Origin of the sequence: Paenibacillus sp. GCM10012306, assembly GCF_042649265.1 — a bacterium.
Lineage (GTDB): Bacteria > Bacillota > Bacilli > Paenibacillales > Paenibacillaceae > Paenibacillus_AQ.
This window is the reverse complement of record NZ_JBHRYW010000005.1, coordinates 123,419-143,891: the sequence shown is the minus strand read 5'-3', so window position 1 is coordinate 143,891 and position 20,473 is coordinate 123,419. Positions and strand designations below refer to the sequence as shown.

17 protein-coding genes are annotated in these 20,473 nt (G+C 48.6%); 2 read left to right on the top strand and 15 right to left on the bottom strand.

Annotation, left to right across the window (positions count from 1 at the left end; all coding sequences use genetic code 11):
* The first annotated feature begins 16 nt into the window (after nucleotides 1-16).
* On the top strand, nucleotides 17-781 hold the full coding sequence (locus ACFORK_RS13350) for a WecB/TagA/CpsF family glycosyltransferase (RefSeq protein WP_379199587.1): 765 nt from the start codon (nucleotides 17-19) through the stop codon (nucleotides 779-781).
* 72 nt (nucleotides 782-853) lie between these two features.
* Here ACFORK_RS13350 and ACFORK_RS13345 read toward each other — a convergent pair whose 3' ends face one another.
* The 4 genes from ACFORK_RS13345 to tyrS all read right to left on the bottom strand — a co-directional run bounded on the left by ACFORK_RS13345 (nucleotide 854) and on the right by tyrS (nucleotide 4,850).
* The gene (locus ACFORK_RS13345; protein WP_379199585.1) at nucleotides 854-1,762 is read right to left on the bottom strand and encodes a DUF4261 domain-containing protein; all 909 of its coding nucleotides are present in this window, start codon (nucleotides 1,760-1,762) and stop codon (nucleotides 854-856) included.
* 21 nt (nucleotides 1,763-1,783) lie between these two features.
* The gene (locus ACFORK_RS13340; RefSeq protein WP_379199583.1) at nucleotides 1,784-2,671 is read right to left on the bottom strand and encodes a DUF1963 domain-containing protein; all 888 of its coding nucleotides are present in this window, start codon (nucleotides 2,669-2,671) and stop codon (nucleotides 1,784-1,786) included.
* A gap of 234 nt (nucleotides 2,672-2,905) precedes the next feature.
* Nucleotides 2,906-3,514, bottom strand: a complete 609-nt coding sequence (locus ACFORK_RS13335; RefSeq protein ID WP_379199581.1) for a dienelactone hydrolase family protein — start codon at nucleotides 3,512-3,514, stop codon at nucleotides 2,906-2,908.
* Between the two features lie 73 nt (nucleotides 3,515-3,587).
* Nucleotides 3,588-4,850 carry a tyrosine--tRNA ligase gene (tyrS, locus tag ACFORK_RS13330; protein ID WP_379199987.1) on the bottom strand — a complete coding sequence of 421 codons (1,263 nt, stop codon included), beginning with the start codon at nucleotides 4,848-4,850 and terminating at the stop codon, nucleotides 3,588-3,590.
* Between the two features lie 310 nt (nucleotides 4,851-5,160).
* Here tyrS and ACFORK_RS13325 point away from each other — a divergent pair, with 310 nt between their 5' ends.
* Nucleotides 5,161-5,397, top strand: a complete 237-nt coding sequence (locus ACFORK_RS13325; RefSeq protein WP_379199579.1) for a hypothetical protein — start codon at nucleotides 5,161-5,163, stop codon at nucleotides 5,395-5,397.
* A gap of 15 nt (nucleotides 5,398-5,412) precedes the next feature.
* On the opposite strand, the gene ACFORK_RS13320 is transcribed toward ACFORK_RS13325, so the two are convergent.
* The 11 genes from ACFORK_RS13320 to ACFORK_RS13270 form a co-directional block, all read right to left on the bottom strand.
* A complete protein-coding gene (locus ACFORK_RS13320; protein ID WP_379199577.1) occupies nucleotides 5,413-6,621 on the bottom strand; it encodes an MFS transporter in 1,209 nt (402 codons plus the stop codon).
* A 42-nt stretch (nucleotides 6,622-6,663) separates the two neighbouring features.
* Nucleotides 6,664-7,863, bottom strand: coding sequence for a M24 family metallopeptidase (locus tag ACFORK_RS13315; protein WP_379199575.1), 1,200 nt, complete (start codon nucleotides 7,861-7,863; stop codon nucleotides 6,664-6,666).
* 12 nt (nucleotides 7,864-7,875) lie between these two features.
* On the bottom strand, nucleotides 7,876-8,694 hold the full coding sequence (locus ACFORK_RS13310) for an ABC transporter permease (protein ID WP_379199573.1): 819 nt from the start codon (nucleotides 8,692-8,694) through the stop codon (nucleotides 7,876-7,878).
* 1 nt (nucleotide 8,695) lies between these two features.
* Complete coding sequence (locus tag ACFORK_RS13305) at nucleotides 8,696-9,604, bottom strand: ABC transporter permease (protein WP_379199571.1); 909 nt, start codon at nucleotides 9,602-9,604, stop codon at nucleotides 8,696-8,698.
* Between the two features lie 2 nt (nucleotides 9,605-9,606).
* Entirely contained in the window at nucleotides 9,607-10,707 is a 1,101-nt protein-coding gene (locus tag ACFORK_RS13300) for an ABC transporter ATP-binding protein (protein WP_379199568.1), read from the bottom strand.
* A 38-nt stretch (nucleotides 10,708-10,745) separates the two neighbouring features.
* On the bottom strand, nucleotides 10,746-11,915 hold the full coding sequence (locus tag ACFORK_RS13295; RefSeq protein ID WP_379199566.1) for an ABC transporter substrate-binding protein: 1,170 nt from the start codon (nucleotides 11,913-11,915) through the stop codon (nucleotides 10,746-10,748).
* A gap of 813 nt (nucleotides 11,916-12,728) precedes the next feature.
* On the bottom strand, nucleotides 12,729-14,699 hold the full coding sequence (locus ACFORK_RS13290) for a hydantoinase B/oxoprolinase family protein (protein ID WP_379199564.1): 1,971 nt from the start codon (nucleotides 14,697-14,699) through the stop codon (nucleotides 12,729-12,731).
* A 2-nt stretch (nucleotides 14,700-14,701) separates the two neighbouring features.
* Entirely contained in the window at nucleotides 14,702-16,744 is a 2,043-nt protein-coding gene (locus ACFORK_RS13285; RefSeq protein WP_379199562.1) for a hydantoinase/oxoprolinase family protein, read from the bottom strand.
* 368 nt (nucleotides 16,745-17,112) lie between these two features.
* Nucleotides 17,113-17,856 carry an FCD domain-containing protein gene (locus tag ACFORK_RS13280; RefSeq protein WP_379199560.1) on the bottom strand — a complete coding sequence of 248 codons (744 nt, stop codon included), beginning with the start codon at nucleotides 17,854-17,856 and terminating at the stop codon, nucleotides 17,113-17,115.
* Nucleotides 17,857-18,010: 154 nt separating this feature from the next.
* The gene (locus ACFORK_RS13275; RefSeq protein ID WP_379199558.1) at nucleotides 18,011-18,778 is read right to left on the bottom strand and encodes a DUF4253 domain-containing protein; all 768 of its coding nucleotides are present in this window, start codon (nucleotides 18,776-18,778) and stop codon (nucleotides 18,011-18,013) included.
* A 274-nt stretch (nucleotides 18,779-19,052) separates the two neighbouring features.
* On the bottom strand, nucleotides 19,053-20,468 hold the full coding sequence (locus ACFORK_RS13270) for a DEAD/DEAH box helicase (protein WP_379199556.1): 1,416 nt from the start codon (nucleotides 20,466-20,468) through the stop codon (nucleotides 19,053-19,055).
* Between the last annotated feature and the right edge of the window lie 5 nt (nucleotides 20,469-20,473).

Below are 20,473 nucleotides of genomic sequence, written 5' to 3'. Positions count from 1 at the left end.
CTTTCTATACTCTGCAATGGAAGGTGATTATGTGGAAGGTACAGTGAATATATTAGGGGTGCCCTTCTCCAAGTTAACTCTTAATGAAACTACACAACAACTAACGAGACACATCCAAAAGGAACAGCCTCATTTGTATCATCTAATTACAGCCAATCCCGAAATCACAATAACCCATCAAACAGACACTGAACTTCAAACCATCGTAAGAGAGGCTGATTTAATTACTCCCGATGGGATTGGGATTGTACTTGCCTCCAAAAGAAAAGGGCAGCCTATCTCTGAAAGGGTAACCGGTTATGATCTGCTCCTTCAGCTCTTGGAACAAGGGAATGAATTGGCTTGGAGCTTCTTTTTTCTGGGGACGGACGAGGAGACAAACCGTGAAGCTGTAGAGGAAATCAGCAGACGCTATCCAAATGTTAAAATTGCCGGCCGGCATAATGGCTTTTTCAATAAAGAAGAAGAAGCTGGCATTCTGGAGAATATACAGCATACCCAGCCGGATATACTCATTTTAGCAATGGGGGCACCTTATTCCGACAAATGGATTTATAAATACAAGCAAGAACTAAGCCGAGTAAAGTTAGTTTTTGGTGTAGGCGGAAGCCTGGACGTTATTGCGGGAAAAGTAAACCCTACTCCAACAATTTGGAAGAAGCTCAATCTGGAGTGGCTACATAGATTACTTACTGTACCTGTTGCAAAAGGTCAAAAATCGCGCTGGCGAAGACAATCCGCCTTACCGAAATTTGTGTATCGGGCCATCATTAAAGGCTAAATACCCATACCCCAGCAGCACAAAAAGAGGGGTTTTCCCCTCTTTTTCATATACCCTGCCTTTATCTCCTTGTTACCGCTCCGCATGCCCCTGCCTTCCAGCATAATAAGGCTCGCCCGGATCAATATCGAGTACGACCCGATGCGGTGCTGCCAGTGCGTACTGGTGCTCACAGCGCCAGCGCATCTCTGCGGTGAAACCAATCGTCTCGCCATCGCCAACAATGTCTCCCTGATCGTACAGATAATAAGCAATATCCGTCAATTGTCCAGCAACTTCACCCGGCTCCAGATCATAGAAGTGACATTGCACATCCGGTATCCCCAACGCAGCAAGCCCCAATGAATCCATCAGACCTTCCCGCCGTCCGCTTCCGGTGCCCTCCACATTGTAGAAACGTATATTCATCGCACCATACAAAATCGCACCCTGTTCCACCGCAGCTAAGTAGGCCCCGGGTTCCACCAGTTTATCACTCTCCCGAAAATAGATGGCTTCGCAAGGCGCCGTTTCCAGGATGGCTCTGAGCGTCCCTGTTAATAGCTGCAATCTAGCTTTCGGTTCCAATCCGGAGCTCATCAAGTCTGTCAGCAGCAGCGAGTAGTCACAACCCTCCAGTACCTGCCCTGCCTCCGGCCAATGCCAAGCCTGCTGAATAGCGGTCACGTAATCATCAGCCGAACGATTTTCCAATTCGATCAGACAAGTCTGAGCGGGGACCTCCCCATCCGAGTACTGCACCTGATAATTCAAGTGGAAAAAGTGTAGCATTTCCTGCTGTTCCGCTTCATTCGCCTCCCATACGGCGAGCTTGGAATCTTCCTTCTCTCCAGTTGCCGGTTCTTCAACTTGGCCCGTATAGGCCTGTATTTTCGCAAACAGCAAGTCCCTATCCAGTTCGGGCTTCTTGTTGTATTTCAATTCAATGCCGTAAACTCTCGCGAAGCCGAAGTCCTTTTGCTCATCTATAACATCAGTCATAATCCATTTGTCCTCCTGCCGTTAACTAGAGTAAAGCGAACAATACGTACGATTAAAATTCCCTGCTAATAAATCCTCCTTGCGGATAAAAAAGTGCAGTAACCCAGCGTCCCACCAGCAGAAGCCCACATCGTTATCCGATTCTATCTCAAGAAGCATCAGCGTATCCTCAATCTCTTGAATGGCTGCTACCTCATCTCCGCCAAGATGCTTAGTGATCTGCGCCAACGCCTTTTCTTTGCTATAGTTGTAGTTCTTATTAGTCAGCAGCATCAACGCCGCTTCATATTCCGCATCATCATGCTGGCCGATCGGATAACCGAACATCCGCGCTACCTCGCTACTCTGGCGGTCACTCAGCTCATAACTAAATTCTTCATATTCCTCATAGCCCACAGCTTCGTTCTCGATCTTGTCGCTATCGACATAAGCATAATTCGGCGCTTCAAGTGAGGCTTTAATTTCAAGCTGATAACCTTTGAATTCCTCTTCCAGCACTGTCGTTTCGGGAGATACACGCCGCTCTACACCAGCAAGCTGATCTTCCCGTACAAAAAGCACGCGATGTTCAATATTGTACGCTGGCTCATCCAAGCCCACAAAGAAATAAAGCATCCCCTCAGCCGGAAGCAACGCCGACTCTTCATGCCGGGAACATTCCTTGAGGTTCAGCTGTGTTACAAAGGTCATCGGTACTCCATCTGCCGTCAAAGGCCACTCTATCTGATGTGGAAGATCCGGGTCTCCCCCAATTCTGGATACACATGGTGTGTTATAGTCTTCTACCACACCTTTAGTGCAGCTAATGGTTTGTCTTGTATTTTGCAGCAAATAGGACGCCGCATGCGTCAAATGATGTTCCAGCATTAAGCTTTCAAGCCGTTTAGTGTTAGCTTCATTCAGGTTCACAGTAATCTTCCTCCTGTCATAGACATAAATCAATTCTATCTGATCCTGATAGTGCCTTCTATAATGCTATGTGCCCAGGTACCTAAGAGCTATAGAGGGGAAGCACTACTATTTTCACAAAATTACAATTCGATGCCTCCCATTAGTAAGCCTACTCTATAGCAGGTCCTGCCAGCATCTTTATCTGAAGCGTATTCGGCTTGATTGTACTCAGAAAAAAAACACCTCAGGGTCTTATCTCTGAAGTGTTTTTATAAATTCTATCATTTCATGATTAGCTTTGAGCGCTGACTCCTGGCAATAATGGCTCGACCCAGGGTCGCTGAACCCGTGTTTAGAGCCTAAAACTTCAACACGAACGTTGTTTTTCATTCGCAATGTAGAGCTTAATTCTTCAACATCAAACGATTGTTCCTCTTTAGGATAAAATAACAAGACCGGGCATTTCGGAGCAATATCCGTGTAATCTCTAATCCGTGAACCGTAATAACCTATGACTCCATCACATAAGCCATCTTCTTCCGTACACAACCACGCGGTTGTTGCGCCCACGCTGAAGCCGAGTACTAACACTCTATGATATTGTCCTCTGATTTGTCCAAGTAGACTTTTAATGCGCAAGAAGGCTTTCTCAAAACCTACGTTATGAACAAAATTCTCATAAGCCAATTTCTCTTCATCATAATGAAAAGACGATTCTCTATCCAGCAAATCCGGGCAATACACATCAACCTTCAACCGTTCAGACAGCGCTTGGCAGGTGTTTATCATATGACCATTGATCCCATAAATCTCATGAATAACAACGATGGCTGTGTCAGAATTATTCAGATCGGTTAGCATTACACGCTCCTTATAACAATTGCTGGCACATCAGGATTCGAAAATCTTGACATACCAGCAATCGGGATACAAGCTACTTAGACAATTTCACCAAGCTGTAGTTCTTCTTACCCTTACGGATGATAATAAATCGGCCACCGATCGCCTGATCCGCTGTTACTTCAAATGCCACATCGGTTACACGCTCGCCATTCAGCGAGATCGCACCCTTCGTAATGTCTTCGCGTGCTTGACGCTTGGACGGTTCAATACCCAGATCGACGAGCCAATCAACGATATTCTTCGACTCTTGGGAAGCTTCAAATGTCGGCATTTCCTTGAAGCCCTGCTCGATCTCATCAGCTGTCAGAGATTTAATGTCGCCGCTGAACAGCGCTGCTGTAATGCGCTTAGCTTGCTCCAGCAATTCTTCGCTATGAACGAATCTCGTCATTTCCTCAGCCAACGCTTTTTGCGCTTCACGTTTATGCGGCTCGGTCTGTACCTTTTCAGCCAATTCGTCAATTTGCTCTTTCGACAAGAAGGTGAAGTATTTCAGGTATTTCACAACATCGCGGTCGTCAGTGTTAGCCCAGAATTGGTAGAATTCGAACGGCGTTGTTTTATTCGGATCAAGCCAGATCGCGCCACCGGCGGATTTACCAAACTTGGTGCCATCCGATTTCAGCATCAGCGGAATCGTAAGTCCAAACGCTTTAGATTCAGAGCCTTCTTTTCTACGGATCAGATCCAGACCGCTGGTAATGTTCCCCCATTGGTCGGAGCCGCCGATTTGCAGCTGTACATCCTCATTCTGGAACAGGTGCAAGTAGTCCAGTGACTGTAGAATCTGGTAAGAGAACTCTGTAAAAGAGATCCCGCTCTCCAGTCGGCTAGCAACTACATCCTTCGCCAGCATCGAGTTGATGCTGAAGTTTTTACCGTAATCACGCAGGAATTCAATAACATTGATTTTATGTGTCCAATCGTAGTTGTTCACCATACGCATCTGATTGTCACCCTCAGTGAGGAACAGCTTCTTCAATTGAGCCGAGAGTGCATTCACGTTGTCCTGAATTTGCTCCAGCGTCTGCAGGGAACGCTCGCTTTGCCGACCGCTTGGATCACCAATTGTTCCCGTTGCTCCACCAATCAGAATCACCGGACGGTGTCCAGCCAACTGAAAACGTTTGAGCACCATGAACGGAATCAAGTGACCAATATGCATGCTGTCACCTGTTGGGTCTACCCCACAGTACAGCGAGACCGCTTTTTGATTCGTGAGCTCCCGAAGTCCTTCGGCATCTGTCTGCTGATTAATGGCGTCGCGCCATTCCAATTCGTCAATAATATTCAAATCATTCCACTCCTCAGTCATAGTTATCTAGTATCCAAACATGATTCCATTTTTTATAGATTGAACCTAAGATCTTTATATGGGGTAAGGTCGTCATTACGAAAAAAATTTGGACTTCCGGCCGCTATTGTCTCCAGATTTCTTTCAATTTATTCCGCTATACGCGGTTGAAATCCGGACACAAAGGCGGTCGCTACCGCTCCTACAGCTCCAAACTTTTCCTCCATTCCTTTCCCCCATCTTTTCTTTGGCTCAATCCATAAAAAAATCGCCCCTTGTCTATTGTAGACATAGGGACGATTCAATAACCGTGTTACCACCCAGCTTGCAGCAATGGATGACTGTGCTACTGCACACCAATGCTGCCACTCTTAGCGAAGTATCGATCGCCATTCCGCTCGGCATTACCCGAGATACTCCAGAGTGTAATTCGACAGGCTTAGTGTGTACCGGGTTCCATCACCCCCGGCTTTCTGTGACAGGGACTAAGCTGCTACTGGGCTCTTTCAACGTATATCGTATATTAGAATACAGACAGTATATGTGAATTCTGACATCGATGTCAACCACTTAGCGGAGAATTGCTGCCCTCTGCAGCTCCCAACCGTTTAAGAAGGGCGCATAACAGAACCCCGATCACGACATACACTGCGATCAAGCCCACAATACCAGACCAGCCAAATTCATTATACAGTAAGCCGCCGCCTGTACCACTCAGGCTGGAACCTACATAGTAGAAGAACAGGTACAACGAATTGGCTTGCGATTTATGCTCTTTGGATACCAGTCCGACCCAGCTACTGGCGATCGAATGTCCCCCGAAGAAGCCGAATACGAATAACGTGATTCCAAGTATTTTAAATACTAAGCTTCCACAGCCGGTAAGTAATGCACCACTCAAAAAGATACCCAAGGCTGCCAGCATGATCGGAATTCGTCCATAACGGTCGGCCAATTTGCCCATCCAGGTCGAGCTGATCGAACCCATGATATAGACAACAAAAATACTGCCCACCAAAGACTGACTAAGATTATAAGGCGCCCCGAGTAATTCAAACCCGATATAGTTGAACAATGTGACAAATCCGCCCATGAACAGAAAGCCCAAACCGTACAGACACAACAATCTCACGTTTACAAGCTGCGTCCAGAGCAGCGGCACCAGTTTGTTTAGCTCCAGCTTACGCTTCACAAAGTTCCGGGAGGCTGGAATGACCAGCCAGAACACGATTGAAGCCAGGATACTGAGACTTCCGAGCACCGTTGTCGCCACACGCCAACTGAACCAGTCGGTTAACAGTCCGCTGATGATCCGCCCGGCCATGCCACCAATCGCATTTCCGCTTATGTATAAGCCCATGGCATAGCCCAGACTTTTCTTATCCATTTCCTCTGATAGATAGGTCATCGCAATGGCAGGCAAGCCTGCAAGCACAATGCCCTGCACAATACGCAACAGTAACAGCATGTTGAAGCTGGTACTGAAAGAGAAGGCCACCGTAATTAATGAAGCTGACGCCAGCGACGCGGTCATGATCGTTTTTCTTCCCCACGCATCCGACAGTGCGCCGACGAACAGCATTGTAAGGGCCATAGCAATCGTCGTGACCGACATCGCCAGGCTCGCCTGGGTAGGCGTAATTTTGAAATCCAGGGTTAATTCAGGGATTAAAGGCTGGAGACAATAAAGAAGTGCGAATGTACTGAAACCGCCAGCGAATAACGCTAGACTGCTGTGTTTAAATTCTTTTGTTCCTTGCTGGATTCCCATTACATCTATCCTTCGTTGGTTAATTCATAGATTGTGACTTTACTATTGTTGATACAGTTTACGCTCCATGTGAGTAATAAATTCGAAGCCATCCTCTGTCACAACAACCGTATCCTCAATCTGGAAGCCACCCGCACCAAGCTCATAATAAGGAACCTCTACGCAAAATACCATCCCCTTCTCGAGCACACTATGATCGCCTGGCGATAATGTTATGCCATCGTAGAGCTCCAGACCAATCGCATGGCCCACATGCTGGCGGCGGTAATGCGGAATTCCTTCCTTTTGCACCGTTGTCAGCGCAGCCTCGAACACTTCGGAAGCCTTGACCCCGGGTCTGATCATGTCGAGTGCCCGTTCCCAGCCGCTCTTGACATATTGAAAGTGATTCCGCTGCCATTCGGTCGGCTCGCCCAATACGACCGTCCGTCCGGTATCAGCCCAATACCCGCCTAGCTGCAGACACAGGTCGAAGCGAACCAGATCTCCCGGTGCAATGGTGTGAAAATAGTTTTCGATCAGCGGCAAGGCGCTGCGTGGACCGGCACCCACGGCGGTCATCGCTGGAACCGCTCCACCCTTCACAGCGGCCAGACGATAATGCTGCGCAATTTCCGCTTCGTGAACGCCTGCTGCGATCATAGCGATCAGTTCGCTTTCCGCTTGCTCGTTCAGCGCCGCAGCTTTTTTCAAAAGAGCAATCTCAGCCTCTGTCTTAACCCCGCGAATTTGCCGGAACAGTCCATACGACGGAACCGCTTCACCACTTGGCAACAGTTCAGTCAGCTTGCTATAAATATCCGGAGCCATACGCATCTCATCAACACCGATAGGTTGCCCTTTGATGCCCAGCTGACTTAGAGCTGCTTCTAACGCGGCGAAAGGCGTGGCATAGGATGGAGTAGTCTGTAGCAGGTCATAGAAAAGATCAATATCCGGTGTGGAAGGCTTGCCTGCAATAGACCCCTCCACAAAGAAATCGCTGTAGACATAGAGATCGGCACCTGAAATACCCATCTGGGCAATCACGCCCAGCCGGTTCGTCGGGATAATTATACATGGACGCTGCGCTGGATTCTTCGGCATCACCGCATAAATCTGCATCGTCCAATTGGTCGCGCGAAGCTGTGAACCAATGGTATAAGCTACATTCTCCGGTGTGGTTGCAATGAGAGCAGCCAAGCCGTGACGCTCCATATAGGCCGCTGCCCGACTGCGGTTGGCAATGACGATATCACTCATGGGAACAACCTCCTATTTTTTATTGCCTAGCATTTTCTCCATGGCCGGCGCTGATTTCAGCGCAACTTTGATGCCAAAGAAGAGCAGAAGGGCAAACACAATCATCATGACAGATACAACGGCGATGGTAGGGTCCTGCCATTTTTCCATATAAATAAACAGCTGAATCGGCAAAGTATAGCTGCCCTGACGCAAAATGAGCAAAGCTGTCTCCACCTGATCAAAAGTAAAGACGAACGAAATCGCGCCCGCCATTAACAGACTAACCTTCAGCTGTGGCAAGGTAACAGTGAAGAAGACTCGCAGCGGCTTGGCGCCAAGATCAGCAGCTGCCTCACGATCCGCGGGCTTCAGGTTCGCCAGCGCACTTCCGACAATAGAGATCACAAACGGAAATACCGTGACCGCTTCGCCCAGGATCAGCGCGAACAAGCCGCCTGCAATATGCATTTTGGAGAACAGAATCAAATAAGCCACGCCCAGCGTAATCTTCGGAACCACCATCGGCGACATGAAGAAGGCCTTCAGGACGCCACTACCCGGGAAGGGATAATATAGGATCGCCATGGCCGCCAAAGTCCCCCCAACCAGAGCAAGCAGAGTTGCGCCTGTCGAAGCAATCAGACTGTTCACAAAAGCCTGCCCAAACTGCTTCTGTGACGCCAAATGACTGTACCATTCTGTAGAGAAGCCTTTGGGCGGGAATACATTGGACGTGCCTGCACCAAAGGAGGTCAGGATAATGATCAGCAGTGGCAGCGTCAGAAACAGACAGATCAATATTGCTGCAACGTACAATACCCATTTGAAGTTCACATTCTTTGTACGCATCTTATCGACCTCCTACAGAACTGCGTCTATACATTAACCATTCAGCAGATCGATTCACCAATAGGGAGACCAGAATCGAAGCTGCGAACAGAAACAGGCTCGCCACTGCAGCCATCGGCCAGTTCGTGTCAAGCGTCCGCTGATAAATAAACACGGGCAGGGTCATCACACGTCCGCCTCCGATTAATTGCGGGGTTGTAAAAGCCGTGAGACACAGCGTAAACACGATCTGTACACCGCTAGCAATTCCTCTTGCCGATAACGGAAAGGTGATCGTGAAGAAGGTCCGCCATTTCCCTGCGCCCAAATCATGTGCGGCATGTTTGAGCACTCCGTCATTCTGAAGCAGTACACTTAATATCGGAAAGACCATGAACGGCAGAAAAATATGAACAAGCGCAATAACGACACCCGTCTCATTATGCATCAGATTAAAGCCCGTCTCCGTAAGACCCAGCTTCACAAAGATCCAGTTCAGGAAGCCTTGACGGGAAAGGATGATCATCCATCCATAAGAACGGACCACAGCACTAATCAATAACGGCATGAAGGTAACAAGCAGCATGGCTTGTCTCCAGCCCGGGCTCCGAACCCCTGCAATGACATAGGCGAGCGGATAAGCCAGCAGTAAGCTCCAGAAAGTCACCTTTAACGCAAGCCGGAAGGTAGAGCCTATCAATTTCCAATAATACGGATCACTTAAAAAAGTCTTGTACGTATCCAGTTGCCAGGCCGATACAATGGTCCCCTGCTCAAAAGCATCGAAGCTGAATCGGCTAAAAATCAGCATACCGGCCAAGTAGATAATCGCCATCAGCAGCAACGCAGGCAGCAATAGCAGTAAGCGCATGAGCCAGGAGGACTGGCCCTGCGATACGCTTTTAACGGACCTGCTGGACGCTTTGGTCATATTTACGCCTCCCTCGAATCATCAAGGAACAGACCATGCTCTCCCTGAAAACCAAGGGCGATCTCTTGCCCCACGCCATAAAGAGGATTTCCGGGCTGGTACTGCACATTAGCAGTCAATTCATAGCCACCGCCAATAGCAATCTTGTAACGGATGCTCGCACCACCATATACGCTCTCCAGAATCTTTCCAGTCAACTGATTATCACAACGCCCCGCACTTTCGCCTAGCTGAACATACTCATAGCGCAGCGAAAGATGACCTGTCGAGCCCACGCCAGCTGTTCCCGGGTTCCATGCCTCAAACGTTCTACCGCAGCACTCCACAATCAATATGGAGCCACTACTGTTAATCACCTTAGCTTCCAGCAAATTCGTATCACCTATGAACTTGGCTACAAAGCTATCCACTGGCCGCTCATAGATTTCACTAGGCGTACCATACTGCAAAATGACGCCAGAGCGCATAACAGCAATGCGGTCAGACAGATTCATCGCTTCATTCTGGTCATGTGTAACGAAGATAAACGTCCCGCCGAATTCGCGCTGAATACGCTTGAGCTCATGCTGCATATCCAGACGTAGCTGCATATCTAGCGCAGACAGCGGCTCGTCCAGCAGCAACACCTCCGGCTTATTGACCAAAGCACGCGCAATGGCAATACGTTGTGCCTGACCACCAGATAGCTGAGAAATACTGCGATTACTGTAATCCGACAGTTGTACCAGCTCCAGTGCTTCCGCAACGCGCTTCTTGATTTCCGCCTTGCCCAGTTTTTTCACCTTAAGTCCGTACGCAATGTTGTTGTACACATCCATATGAGGAAACAGCGCCAGCTGCTGGAAAATCATATTCGTATTGCGTCCATAAGCCGGCACTCCGGAAACATCCTTGCCGGAGAGCAGAACGACTCCCGCATCGGGTTGTTCCAATCCACCAAGGATTCGCAGCAGCGTAGTTTTGCCGCAGCCGCTGGGGCCAAGCAGGGAGATGAATTCTCCCCGCTTTACCTCCAGTGAGACCTGGTTTAAGGCTGTAGACCCAGCGAACTTTTTTACAATATTGCGGGCCTCAATGGCTATTGCCTCAGCATGCTCGCCCATGATGCCAATCCCACCTTCCTCCACTTACTTTACAGCTTTTACAGATTCGTTTTTACGAGACGATCCCAAAGTTCTTTCCATTTGGAGCTGTCCTCGGCCATTTTACTCCAATCCGGGTTGATGCCTTTGCTTTGCACCTCTGCGGAGAAGGATGGATCATCCTTGTACTTATCCGGCACGATCGCCTTTGTACTAGTGAATGGTGTGCCTGTCTCTTCAGCATAACGGGTCAATGCATCCGCAGAGATCAGCTCATTGATGATTTCGTTAGCTACACGAGTTTGTTCCGGTGTAGAGCCTTTTACAATTTGCAGAGAGTAAGGGAACGATATTGCGCCTTCCTTCGGATAGGCGACTGCAAGCGGCGAACCGCCGTCAATCCAGGTCTGTGCGACTTGGGCGCTGAACGGTGCGATCAGAGCATCGCCTGAATCAAGCAGGCTCTTAAGCTGGTCATTCGAGGTCACCAGAGTCTGAATTTGGCTGCTATGCTCACCCCAGAACTTAAAGGCTGGTTCCGGATTGTCGTACGTCGCGCCTAGTTCGCTGCCTTTAACGGCAATCAGCGGCGAAATCACCGGATAGAACATGTAATCCCAAAGTGCGACCTTGCCCTTGAACTCCTGATTGTCCCAAAGATCATCCCAGCTTGTTGGCGGGGTCTTCACAAGATCCTTGTTGTATACCAGGGAGAAGCTGGAGATGCCCCATACAATCCCTTTGTTATCAGCTTGATGATATTGCTCTGGAATGTCAGCCAGATTCGTCACAATAGAAGGGTCCAGCGATTCCCACATGTCGTCCTTCAAGCCTTTGGCTGAAGCATCAGCATTGAAATATCCGAAGTTGACGATCGGGTTGTTCGGATCAGCTTGCTTGCCAGCAACCATTTTCGGATACATTACAGAGTTGGACGATTCCTCGAAGGTTACTTCGACATTAGGATGAGCCGCCACATATTGGGCTACAACCTCTTTAGGCACCACATCCTGATTCGAGCCTGCCCAGATGAACATCGTCAGTTTAACCTTTTCCCCTGTGCTTGTACTTGTATTGGTGCTTTGTTCTGCACCTGTGTTGGAACCTTTGTTAGAACTTGTGTTAGAGCCATTGTTAGAAGCTGTATTGTTGCCGCCGCAAGCCGTTACAGCCACTGCCGTCGCCAAAGTAAGTACAGACAGAGCCAGAGAACGTTTCTTCAATTTCATGGTAATCTCTCCTTTTATCTAATGAATCTCTATAAGATGAATCTGTACTAAATGATCCTAGGAGCTGAATGTAAGATCTGATTTAAGATCTGATTTAAGATCTGAATGAAAGAGCCGAACCTAAGTGCCGAACGTAAGAGCTGAGCCTAAGTGCCGAACGTAAAGCTCAGCCGTCATTATGGTGATGTTTGGACTAGAACTCTAATGGGATCTAATACCGCCCAAACAAGCTGACTAACAGGAATTTCTCCTGTTATTTCGCTCATTCCTCAGAAATTCGGCGCATTAACTGGAAAAACTCAGACTGTTGAGGAAGTGGTTGTTTTGAGAAAATCCATAATAAACCCTTGATGAATGAACCGATCTCGAAATCCGGACCTGCTTCTTGTTCCCTCTGGTAACGGACCTCAGATACGTTATTTCCTAACACCTGACCGTTCCAGAAAATAACGGACTCCAGAGACGCTATGAGCAGAAATCGGGTGTAAAATCCACGGTTTGGGAGGAAATAGCGGCACCTGAGTCCGTTACATGTTCCAGAAGCTGCTTGATGTGTAAATAACGGCGCTGGGGTCCGTTAGCCCCCATGCATAAGTCTCCAACCTTCTGAAGCAGTGGTTTTGACAAGGATTGATGATGAAGCTGAGCCTGATTTATAAGGCTATTCCGCATCAACAATCGTAGAGCATGGTGTTTCTGGGCAGTCTGAATTTCTCCTGTTATTTCGCTCATTCTGCAGAAATGCAGTACAATAACAGGAAAAATTCCTGTTAATCCGACCATTTCCGTCCGCTTGCACCCAACTCTTATAAGCTAATGCATTCCCGTTTGACTTTTAACTTCGTGCATAAGTTTCTCAATATCATCCGGGGCAATTTGCTTGCCTTGCTGTGCCAGTGCTTCGGCTTGGTTCATCGTTCTTCGTTTCAGATAATCGCGAAGTGCAAGCGGGTATTGTCGCAGTGCCTGGCCGACAGCCCGCTGCATTTCATCGCTCCATAGCTGCTCGAACTGCTCTCGCTTGCTGCCAAAGCTGAAGTCCTCCACGTTCTCCTGATGATCCTTGCGAAGAATGGCAGTTGCTGCCTCATCGATCTTCTGCCCAACGAGTGCAACTCCATACAGCATCTCAGCTGCTTCCTCCGTCAGTAGCCCGCTGCGCACATCGCCCAGCACCTCCTGCGGATCACGCAGGAAAGGATCACCATAGCCGCCGCCACCCTGCGACAGGAACGTTACCGTGTCACCGGGATGAAGCAGCAGCTCATCAATTCTTCCCAAGGAACGCTCATCTGTCATCCCCGCATTTTGAATCGCTGCACCAACCTGTCCTACACCGCCACCTAGCCGGCCCCAAGGCTGGAACTGCATTCGCTCCATATTGCGCGCTGTCATGATTGTATCCGGGCTAAGGATTTTCACTTTCAGATCAATGCCGCTACCGCCGCGATACTTGCCCGCTCCTGCTGAATCCTGGCGCAAGCCGTATTTTTCAATCAAAATCGGCATTTCAGCCTCCACCGCTTCCGCAGGAATGTTCCGCAAATGGCCGACAGCGAAATCCATGCCGTCTATGCCGTCCTTCATCGGTCGCGCACCCGATCCGCCACAAATCGGCTGAATGACGCCAACCTTTTTCCGGCCTGTGACAGGGTCCGTAATTGCTAGCATGACGATACAGGCTTGTCCTGCTCCCGCAGCCGGAAGCTTATCGCCCTGTGCCTTGCTCATGGCACCTGTCAGCACATCCATGACTCGGATAAAGGTCGCCGCTCTGGCTCCAACCGCCGCCATCGGTTCAGGATTGAGAATCGTCGCTGGCGGTGCATCATTACGAACCATACGTATCATCCCGGAGTTCCACGGAATTGTGGGGTCAACGGTTCTGAAATAACGAATCAGTGCCGGCACAAGCATATAGTGACCTTGTTTATTCGCAGTGACGATATTAAAAGAAGCACGAACCTGCGGATCTGTTCCATCAAAATCAAGGAAGATTTCTTCACCGGCGATATCCATACGGCAGCGCAGACGAATCGGATAGCCGCCAGGGCCATCCTCAAGATAATCCCAGAAATCATAGGAGCCATTCGGAATATCGCGGATAATTGCTCTTACTTTAAGCTCCGAATACTGCAGTAAATCAACAATCCCTTGCTCGACCTTTTCCAGACCATAACGGGTAATCAGCTCTTGAAGCCTTTGCTCGCCCCGATGCAATGCTGACATCAGCGCCTTCAGATCGCCCCAGTTCTGATCGGGAATACGACTGTTGTCCAGGAATAACCGAAGCACCTGCTCATTGAGGACGCCTTGATCATACAGCTTCACCGGTGCAATCCGGATGCCCTCCATATGAATATCATAAGACGTCGGCGAGACGCTGCCCGGCACTTTGCCGCCAACATCCGAGGAATGCACAAAGCACATCCCGAACGCGACTAACTTTCCGTGGTGAAAAAAGGGTTTGATCAAATGCACATCCGGCAGATGTGTAGCCATTCCGCCTGTCGCGTAGGGATCATTCGTAATGACGATATCCCCTTCTCTCCATTCCCGGATGGCTTCAATGGTTTCGCCCGCCGGAATGCCAAGGGAGAGATTGTATCCTGTATCCAGTGGCGAACCAAAGGTTTCGCCCGCTGGTGTCAGCAGATAGGTTCCGAAGTCTCCGGTTTCCTTGACGAATGCCGTAAAGCCTGTCCGAAGAACGACATTGGCCATTTCCTCTACAATGGCTTGCACCCGATTTTTAAAAATCTCAAGAAAGACCTTGTCAGTCATTACTATTCGGCCTCCCCGATGATATTTCCAAACCGATCCTTAGTGAGGCTGTATCCTGGTGGAACGAATACGGTGGTATCATACTCATTGATTACGATCGGTCCTGACAACAACTCACCCACATTCAGCTGCTCCCGGTCGGTGATGAAAGCCGAATGCTCCTGGCCGTCAAAAATAATCGTTCTCCGCTCAGCTTCATAATTTGTTTTTACTGGTGCAGGAACAACAACGGTCTCTGATTTGCGCGTGACGCCAATAATTGTCGCTCGCAGGTTCACGAAGGCTACTGGAGATTCAGGTTGACTAGTTCCAAATACAGCTTCATACTGCTGGTGAAATCTTGCCTCAGCATCGGCAATATCTCCGTATGCCACGCTGGAAAGCGTCACACTGAGATCAAAGGACTGTCCTTCATAGCGCATGTCGGCGCTGTACATCAGATACGTATGGTCCAGTTCAATACCCTGCTCTGTCTCCTCGGCGATCCAGCGTCTTCCCTGCTCCCCAAGATTCTCGAACCATTGCGCCAGCTCACCTGGCTGTAGCTCATCGCTTACCTTGTTCAGGGAATGGACGAAGTCGTTCCGCAGATCGGCCACTACACAACCCATCGCACATAATGTTCCGGGTGAAGGCGGAATTAGCACCTTGCGAATCCCCACCTCGCGAGCCATTAGAAATGCATGCATAGGACCGGCGCCGCCGTAAGCCAGTAGTGTGAAATCACGCGGGTCGACGCCTTTGCGGGCCATGAGCGGTGTGAATTGGGCATACATGTTGGCTGTTGCCACATCCAGTATGGCCTGTGCCGCTTCATAGGAACTCATCCCAAGCTGCTCGCCCAGACGCTCCAGCACGGCCTGTGCCAGATCCGGCTTTAATTCCATCTGGCCGCCCAGGAAGCGATCTGCCTGTAAAATGCCCAGATGCAGATAAGCGTCGGTTGTCGTCGGCAGCGTTCCCCCGCGATTGTAACAGGCTGGGCCCGGACGGGCGCCGACGCTGCGGGGACCAACTTTCAATACGCCCGCTGAATCCACCCAAGCGATAGAGCCGCCTCCTGCTCCAATGGCGGTCACATCGATGGCTGGGATAATCACCGGAAAATCACCGACCTGATTATCGACGGAATAAGCCGGCTGTCCGTCAATCAACGCAACATCCACACTGGTTCCGCCCATGTCGAACGTAACCACCTGGTTCAGTCCCGCCATACGTGCTACATGCGTAGCACCGATGACCCCGGAAGCCGGACCGGACAATAATGTCTTCACCGGCTCACTTGACGCTCTGGTCGAAGACATGATTCCGCCATTGGACATCGTGGACAGTACCTTCGCTGTCAAACCATACTGCTGCACGCCCTGCTCCAGCCGCTGGAAGTACCCTCCCATTTGCGACCCGACATAGGCATTCATGACCGTAGCCAACGTTCTTTCGTATTCACGCTGCTGCGGCCATACGCCGCTACTTGTGCAGACAAACAACTCTGGATAGTGCTGCTTGATGAGCTTCTCGGCAAGCTGCTCATGCTGAGCATTTTTATAAGAATGCAGGAAGCTGATGGCAATGGCAGTTACGCCCCCTTGTACCAGTTCTTCAACGGCTTGAAGAAGCTGCCCCTCATTCAGGCTACGAAAGACTTCGCCGCTGGCCAGGCAGCGTTCATCGATCTCTTTGACCAAACGGCGAGGTACCAGTGGAAGTACCTTGTCGCCGTATAGATTCGTGGTATTTTCTAATCGCAACCGGCGAATCTCAAGCACATCCCGGAACCCCTCTGTTACAAGGAGTCCGGTTACCGCTCCATTCCGTTCGATTAGCGTGTTGACACCAAGCGTCGTTCCATGCACGAACAGGCCAATATCTGCAATATTTATTGAAGCCTTCTGCAATTGCTCCAACGCATTAAAAATAGCTTGTTCCGGGGCATCCGGTATCGAAGGCGTCTTTAGCGAGGCAACCACGCGACCGTCTGCATCCGCGACCATCGCGTCCGTAAACGTGCCTCCGATATCTATGCCCAGCCGGTAGCCTTGTTCCACTTTCTTTCCTCCTCCAGGTTTTGCGTAGCAAAACCACATCGTAAGCATCCGCTTAAGTTTTGCGAAGCAAAACTACTTCGTAAGCATCTATATAAGACGAACTTAATATTCGAACGTAAAGCTCGGTCGTCACTACGGTGGAATGTTTGGACTTCCGGTCGCTGTTGTTCCCAGATTTCTTCTTTATAACCGCTTTTAGCGGTTGAAATCTGGGAACAAAGGCGAACGCTGTCGCTCCTACAGTTCCAAACTTCCCCCTTCGTTCCTCCTCGCCTTTTGTTACTTTCTTTTGTTCGTCTTATATACCTAAGTTTTGCGAAGCAAAACCACTTCGTAAGCATTCGCTTAGGGTTTGCTACGCAAAACCACTATAGCGACTGTGAATCCTGCTTTATTTGGTAATAGCGTTTGACGTCCTCAATCATTTGATTGATATGATCCACCATCGCTTGCTCCGCCTTCTCGGAGGAGCCTTCCGCAATCGCGTCGACGATCCTTTGATGGTCTACAACCAGCTTGCTGCCGACAGAATTACGGATGAACGCTGTCGCAGGCAGCTCGCGGCTCCGGTCCCATACCAGCTGAACCGCATGCATCAAGATGTCATTGCGGGCGATTAGCGCGAGCAAATGGTGGAACTCTCGATCTCCTTCATAAGGAATTTGGTTCTCGGCTAACACTTCAAGCTGCTCGGCTATGGAATTTCGCAGAAGCTCAATATGATCGGGTGTGGCCCGCTGCGCAGCGAGACTTGCAATTTCGCGCTCAAGCGCCCTTCTGGCGACCAGCACATTAATCATGGCCTTTTGCCCGGATACATTGAGCACTTCCAGCAGTCGGGAATTAAGGGTCTCCTGATGAATCCTCTTCTCCAGTTGAGAAAGTCGGTTTACGCCCTTCTCTGTGAGAATACGACCTTTTCTTCCCTCCAGCTGAACATAACCTTTCATATCTAACTCCATTAGCTTGCGGCCAATTGTTGCCTGACTGAGATCATATTTCTTGCCTACTGTGTGAACCAGTGTGCTTGCGCCCACAGGCTCCCCCACCAATGAAATTGTAGAGAGCAGTTCATGCTCGAGTTGTAAAGATGTCCATTCTAATGATGACATTCATAACATCCTCTCACTTTATAAACAGTTAATCTCTCATGTCGTTACTCACTGATGATTAACTGATTATAAATCTATTTTATTTATATTTCAACTATTCGCAGTAATTTAGTATGGATTTAATTTAAATGACTTCAAACTCTAATAGACATCTTTAATCCCACCAGAAAGCCCACTCATCATTTTTCATTAAATAATCCGCATAATTCCCTAAAGTATAGCCTTGGTCCAGCACGTAATGGCAAAATATAAAATGCTCCTTGGCCAGTCTCAGCGCTGCTTCATATGTCTGGGGCCGTGTGCCGGCTTGTAGAACCCACAAATCCTGTGTAACGGCCAAAGGGGTCACATGGTATTGCTCCTGCCAATGCTTAAACACAACCGACTGGTACACAGGCAGAGGACATTCATTATACCCACCCATCGGAACCCAGAGGGGCGCTTCATACCCTGAACCAGCAGACAATGTCAAAATAATAACGTTATCTCCATCTTCGATATTCTCTTTTACCCACTGTGTTGTCAGTATAGAAGCGTCCGCTTCCTCTATCTCAGCCCTCTTCTCGTTCAGCATTTCATCGCCTTCCCATACTAAAGCATAGGCAGCATAAATATCTTCAAAACTCTTCCCCTCAACATTTTTCCGCTCAAGCGGAAGATCTACATCTATGAGAAAAGACCCGGCAATGCGCCGAAATGCATCCATGATAGATAGACTATGTACTTCTTCCAGTCCTCTATCCACAACTTCTGACAGAGACTTCTCATCTTCCAAAGTCTCTTCTAGCATCTCTGCTATGTTATAGCTGGGCACAACCAGGATTCGGTGTTTCCCATCCTGTGTCAGAGGCAGCGATAATTGCTCCACCGCTATAATCTCAATGTCACAGCTCCCAAAGGATTCTACCAGTTCTTCAATCATATTCATCCTCCTTCTATCCTTACAAGAGTTATATCGGCAATGAAAATGAATGCTTCACTCTTTAATTTTCAGAATCGGCAGCAAGCATAAATTTCCCTTTCATGAAAATTGAAACAAAAATGAAACAGTGCATCATTGGTAATTATACTACTTATTACAATTGGCAAACAATATTATCGTACCTAATAAAAAAACAGCGGCAGCCCCGGACGAGAAAATAAGTCCTGAACTACCACTGTTTTATTGAGCTATGTTTATTCGTAAAGAGTTCACCTTATTGAACTTTGCTTACTCTTGTTGTATTACTGTTTGTTTTGTTGTTGTTCGTTCTATTGCCGTTTGCTGTACTGCCGTTTGGTTTACTGTAGTTTGCTCTACCGCTACTAGCCTTACCGCTATTTGGTTTACCGCCACCCGTTTTATCGTGGCTGGCAGTGCCACTCTTTTTAAACCACTCGGATTTAGGCTTGCGCGCCGGGTTCGCCTTGGACTTGGCCGGTTTGTTGGCTGGTGCTGAGGCTTTGCTAGTTTTAAAAGACTGCGGTGGCACACTTGTCATCGGATAAGGGTGATCCTTCACTTCAGGAATGCTCTTCTTGATCAACTTCTCAATATCTCTAAGGAACGGAACTTCCTCCATCTCACAGAAAGAAATAGCCTTTCCGCTATTCCCAGCTCTACCCGTACGGCCGATGCGGTGAACATACGTTTCTGGAATATTAGGAAGATTGAAGTTGATTACATGCGAGAGCTCCTCAACGTCTATACCTCTTGCTGCGATATCCGTTGCCACCAGCACGCGTGTAGCTCCACTCTTGAAATTATTCAATGCCTTTTGCCGATCAGTCTGTGACTTGTTGCCATGGATAGCCTGTGCAGTAATATTCACTTTGGACAAATCACGTGTCACACGGTCCGCTCCACGTTTGGTACGGGTGAACACCAATGCTGAAACAATCGATTTATCCTGTAAAATATGGTTCAACAGATTCTGTTTCTTACCATTTTCCAATAAATACACCGATTGCTCAATGCGCTCTGCAGTAGAGGATACCGGAGTAATTTCTACTTTAACAGGATCGACCAGAATCGATTTCACCATTTTAGTGATTTCCGGAGGCATCGTCGCAGAGAAGAAAAGGGTCTGTTTCTTGCTCGGCATTTTGGAGATAATTCGCTTCACATCATGGATAAAGCCCATATCCAGCATGCGGTCGGCCTCATCCAGCACCAATATTTGCACATATTGCAAGTCAATCCGCTTTTGATTAATTAAATCTATAAGTCTACCTGGGGTCGCGATAATAATATCTGCACCTTGACTCAGCGCCCGCTCCTGCACTTTCTGTGAGACACCACCCACGATCGCCGCACAACGAATGTCGGTATACCGGCTATACGCCTTGATGTTGTCCGAAATCTGAATAGCCAGTTCTCTTGTCGGCGTTAAAATCAAAGAGCGAATACGACGAACCTGTTTGGGTGCATTCGGCTTTTCGCATAATAATTGAATGATCGGCACAGAAAATGCTGCCGTTTTCCCTGTTCCTGTTTGCGCGCAACCAAGCAGGTCTCTACCAGCCAACACGGCTGGAATTGCCTGTTCTTGTATAGGTGTCGGGGAAGTGTAGTTCGCTCTGCTCAAACCCTCTAAGATCGGAGGGATAATATTCAAATCTTGAAATGTCATTTTGT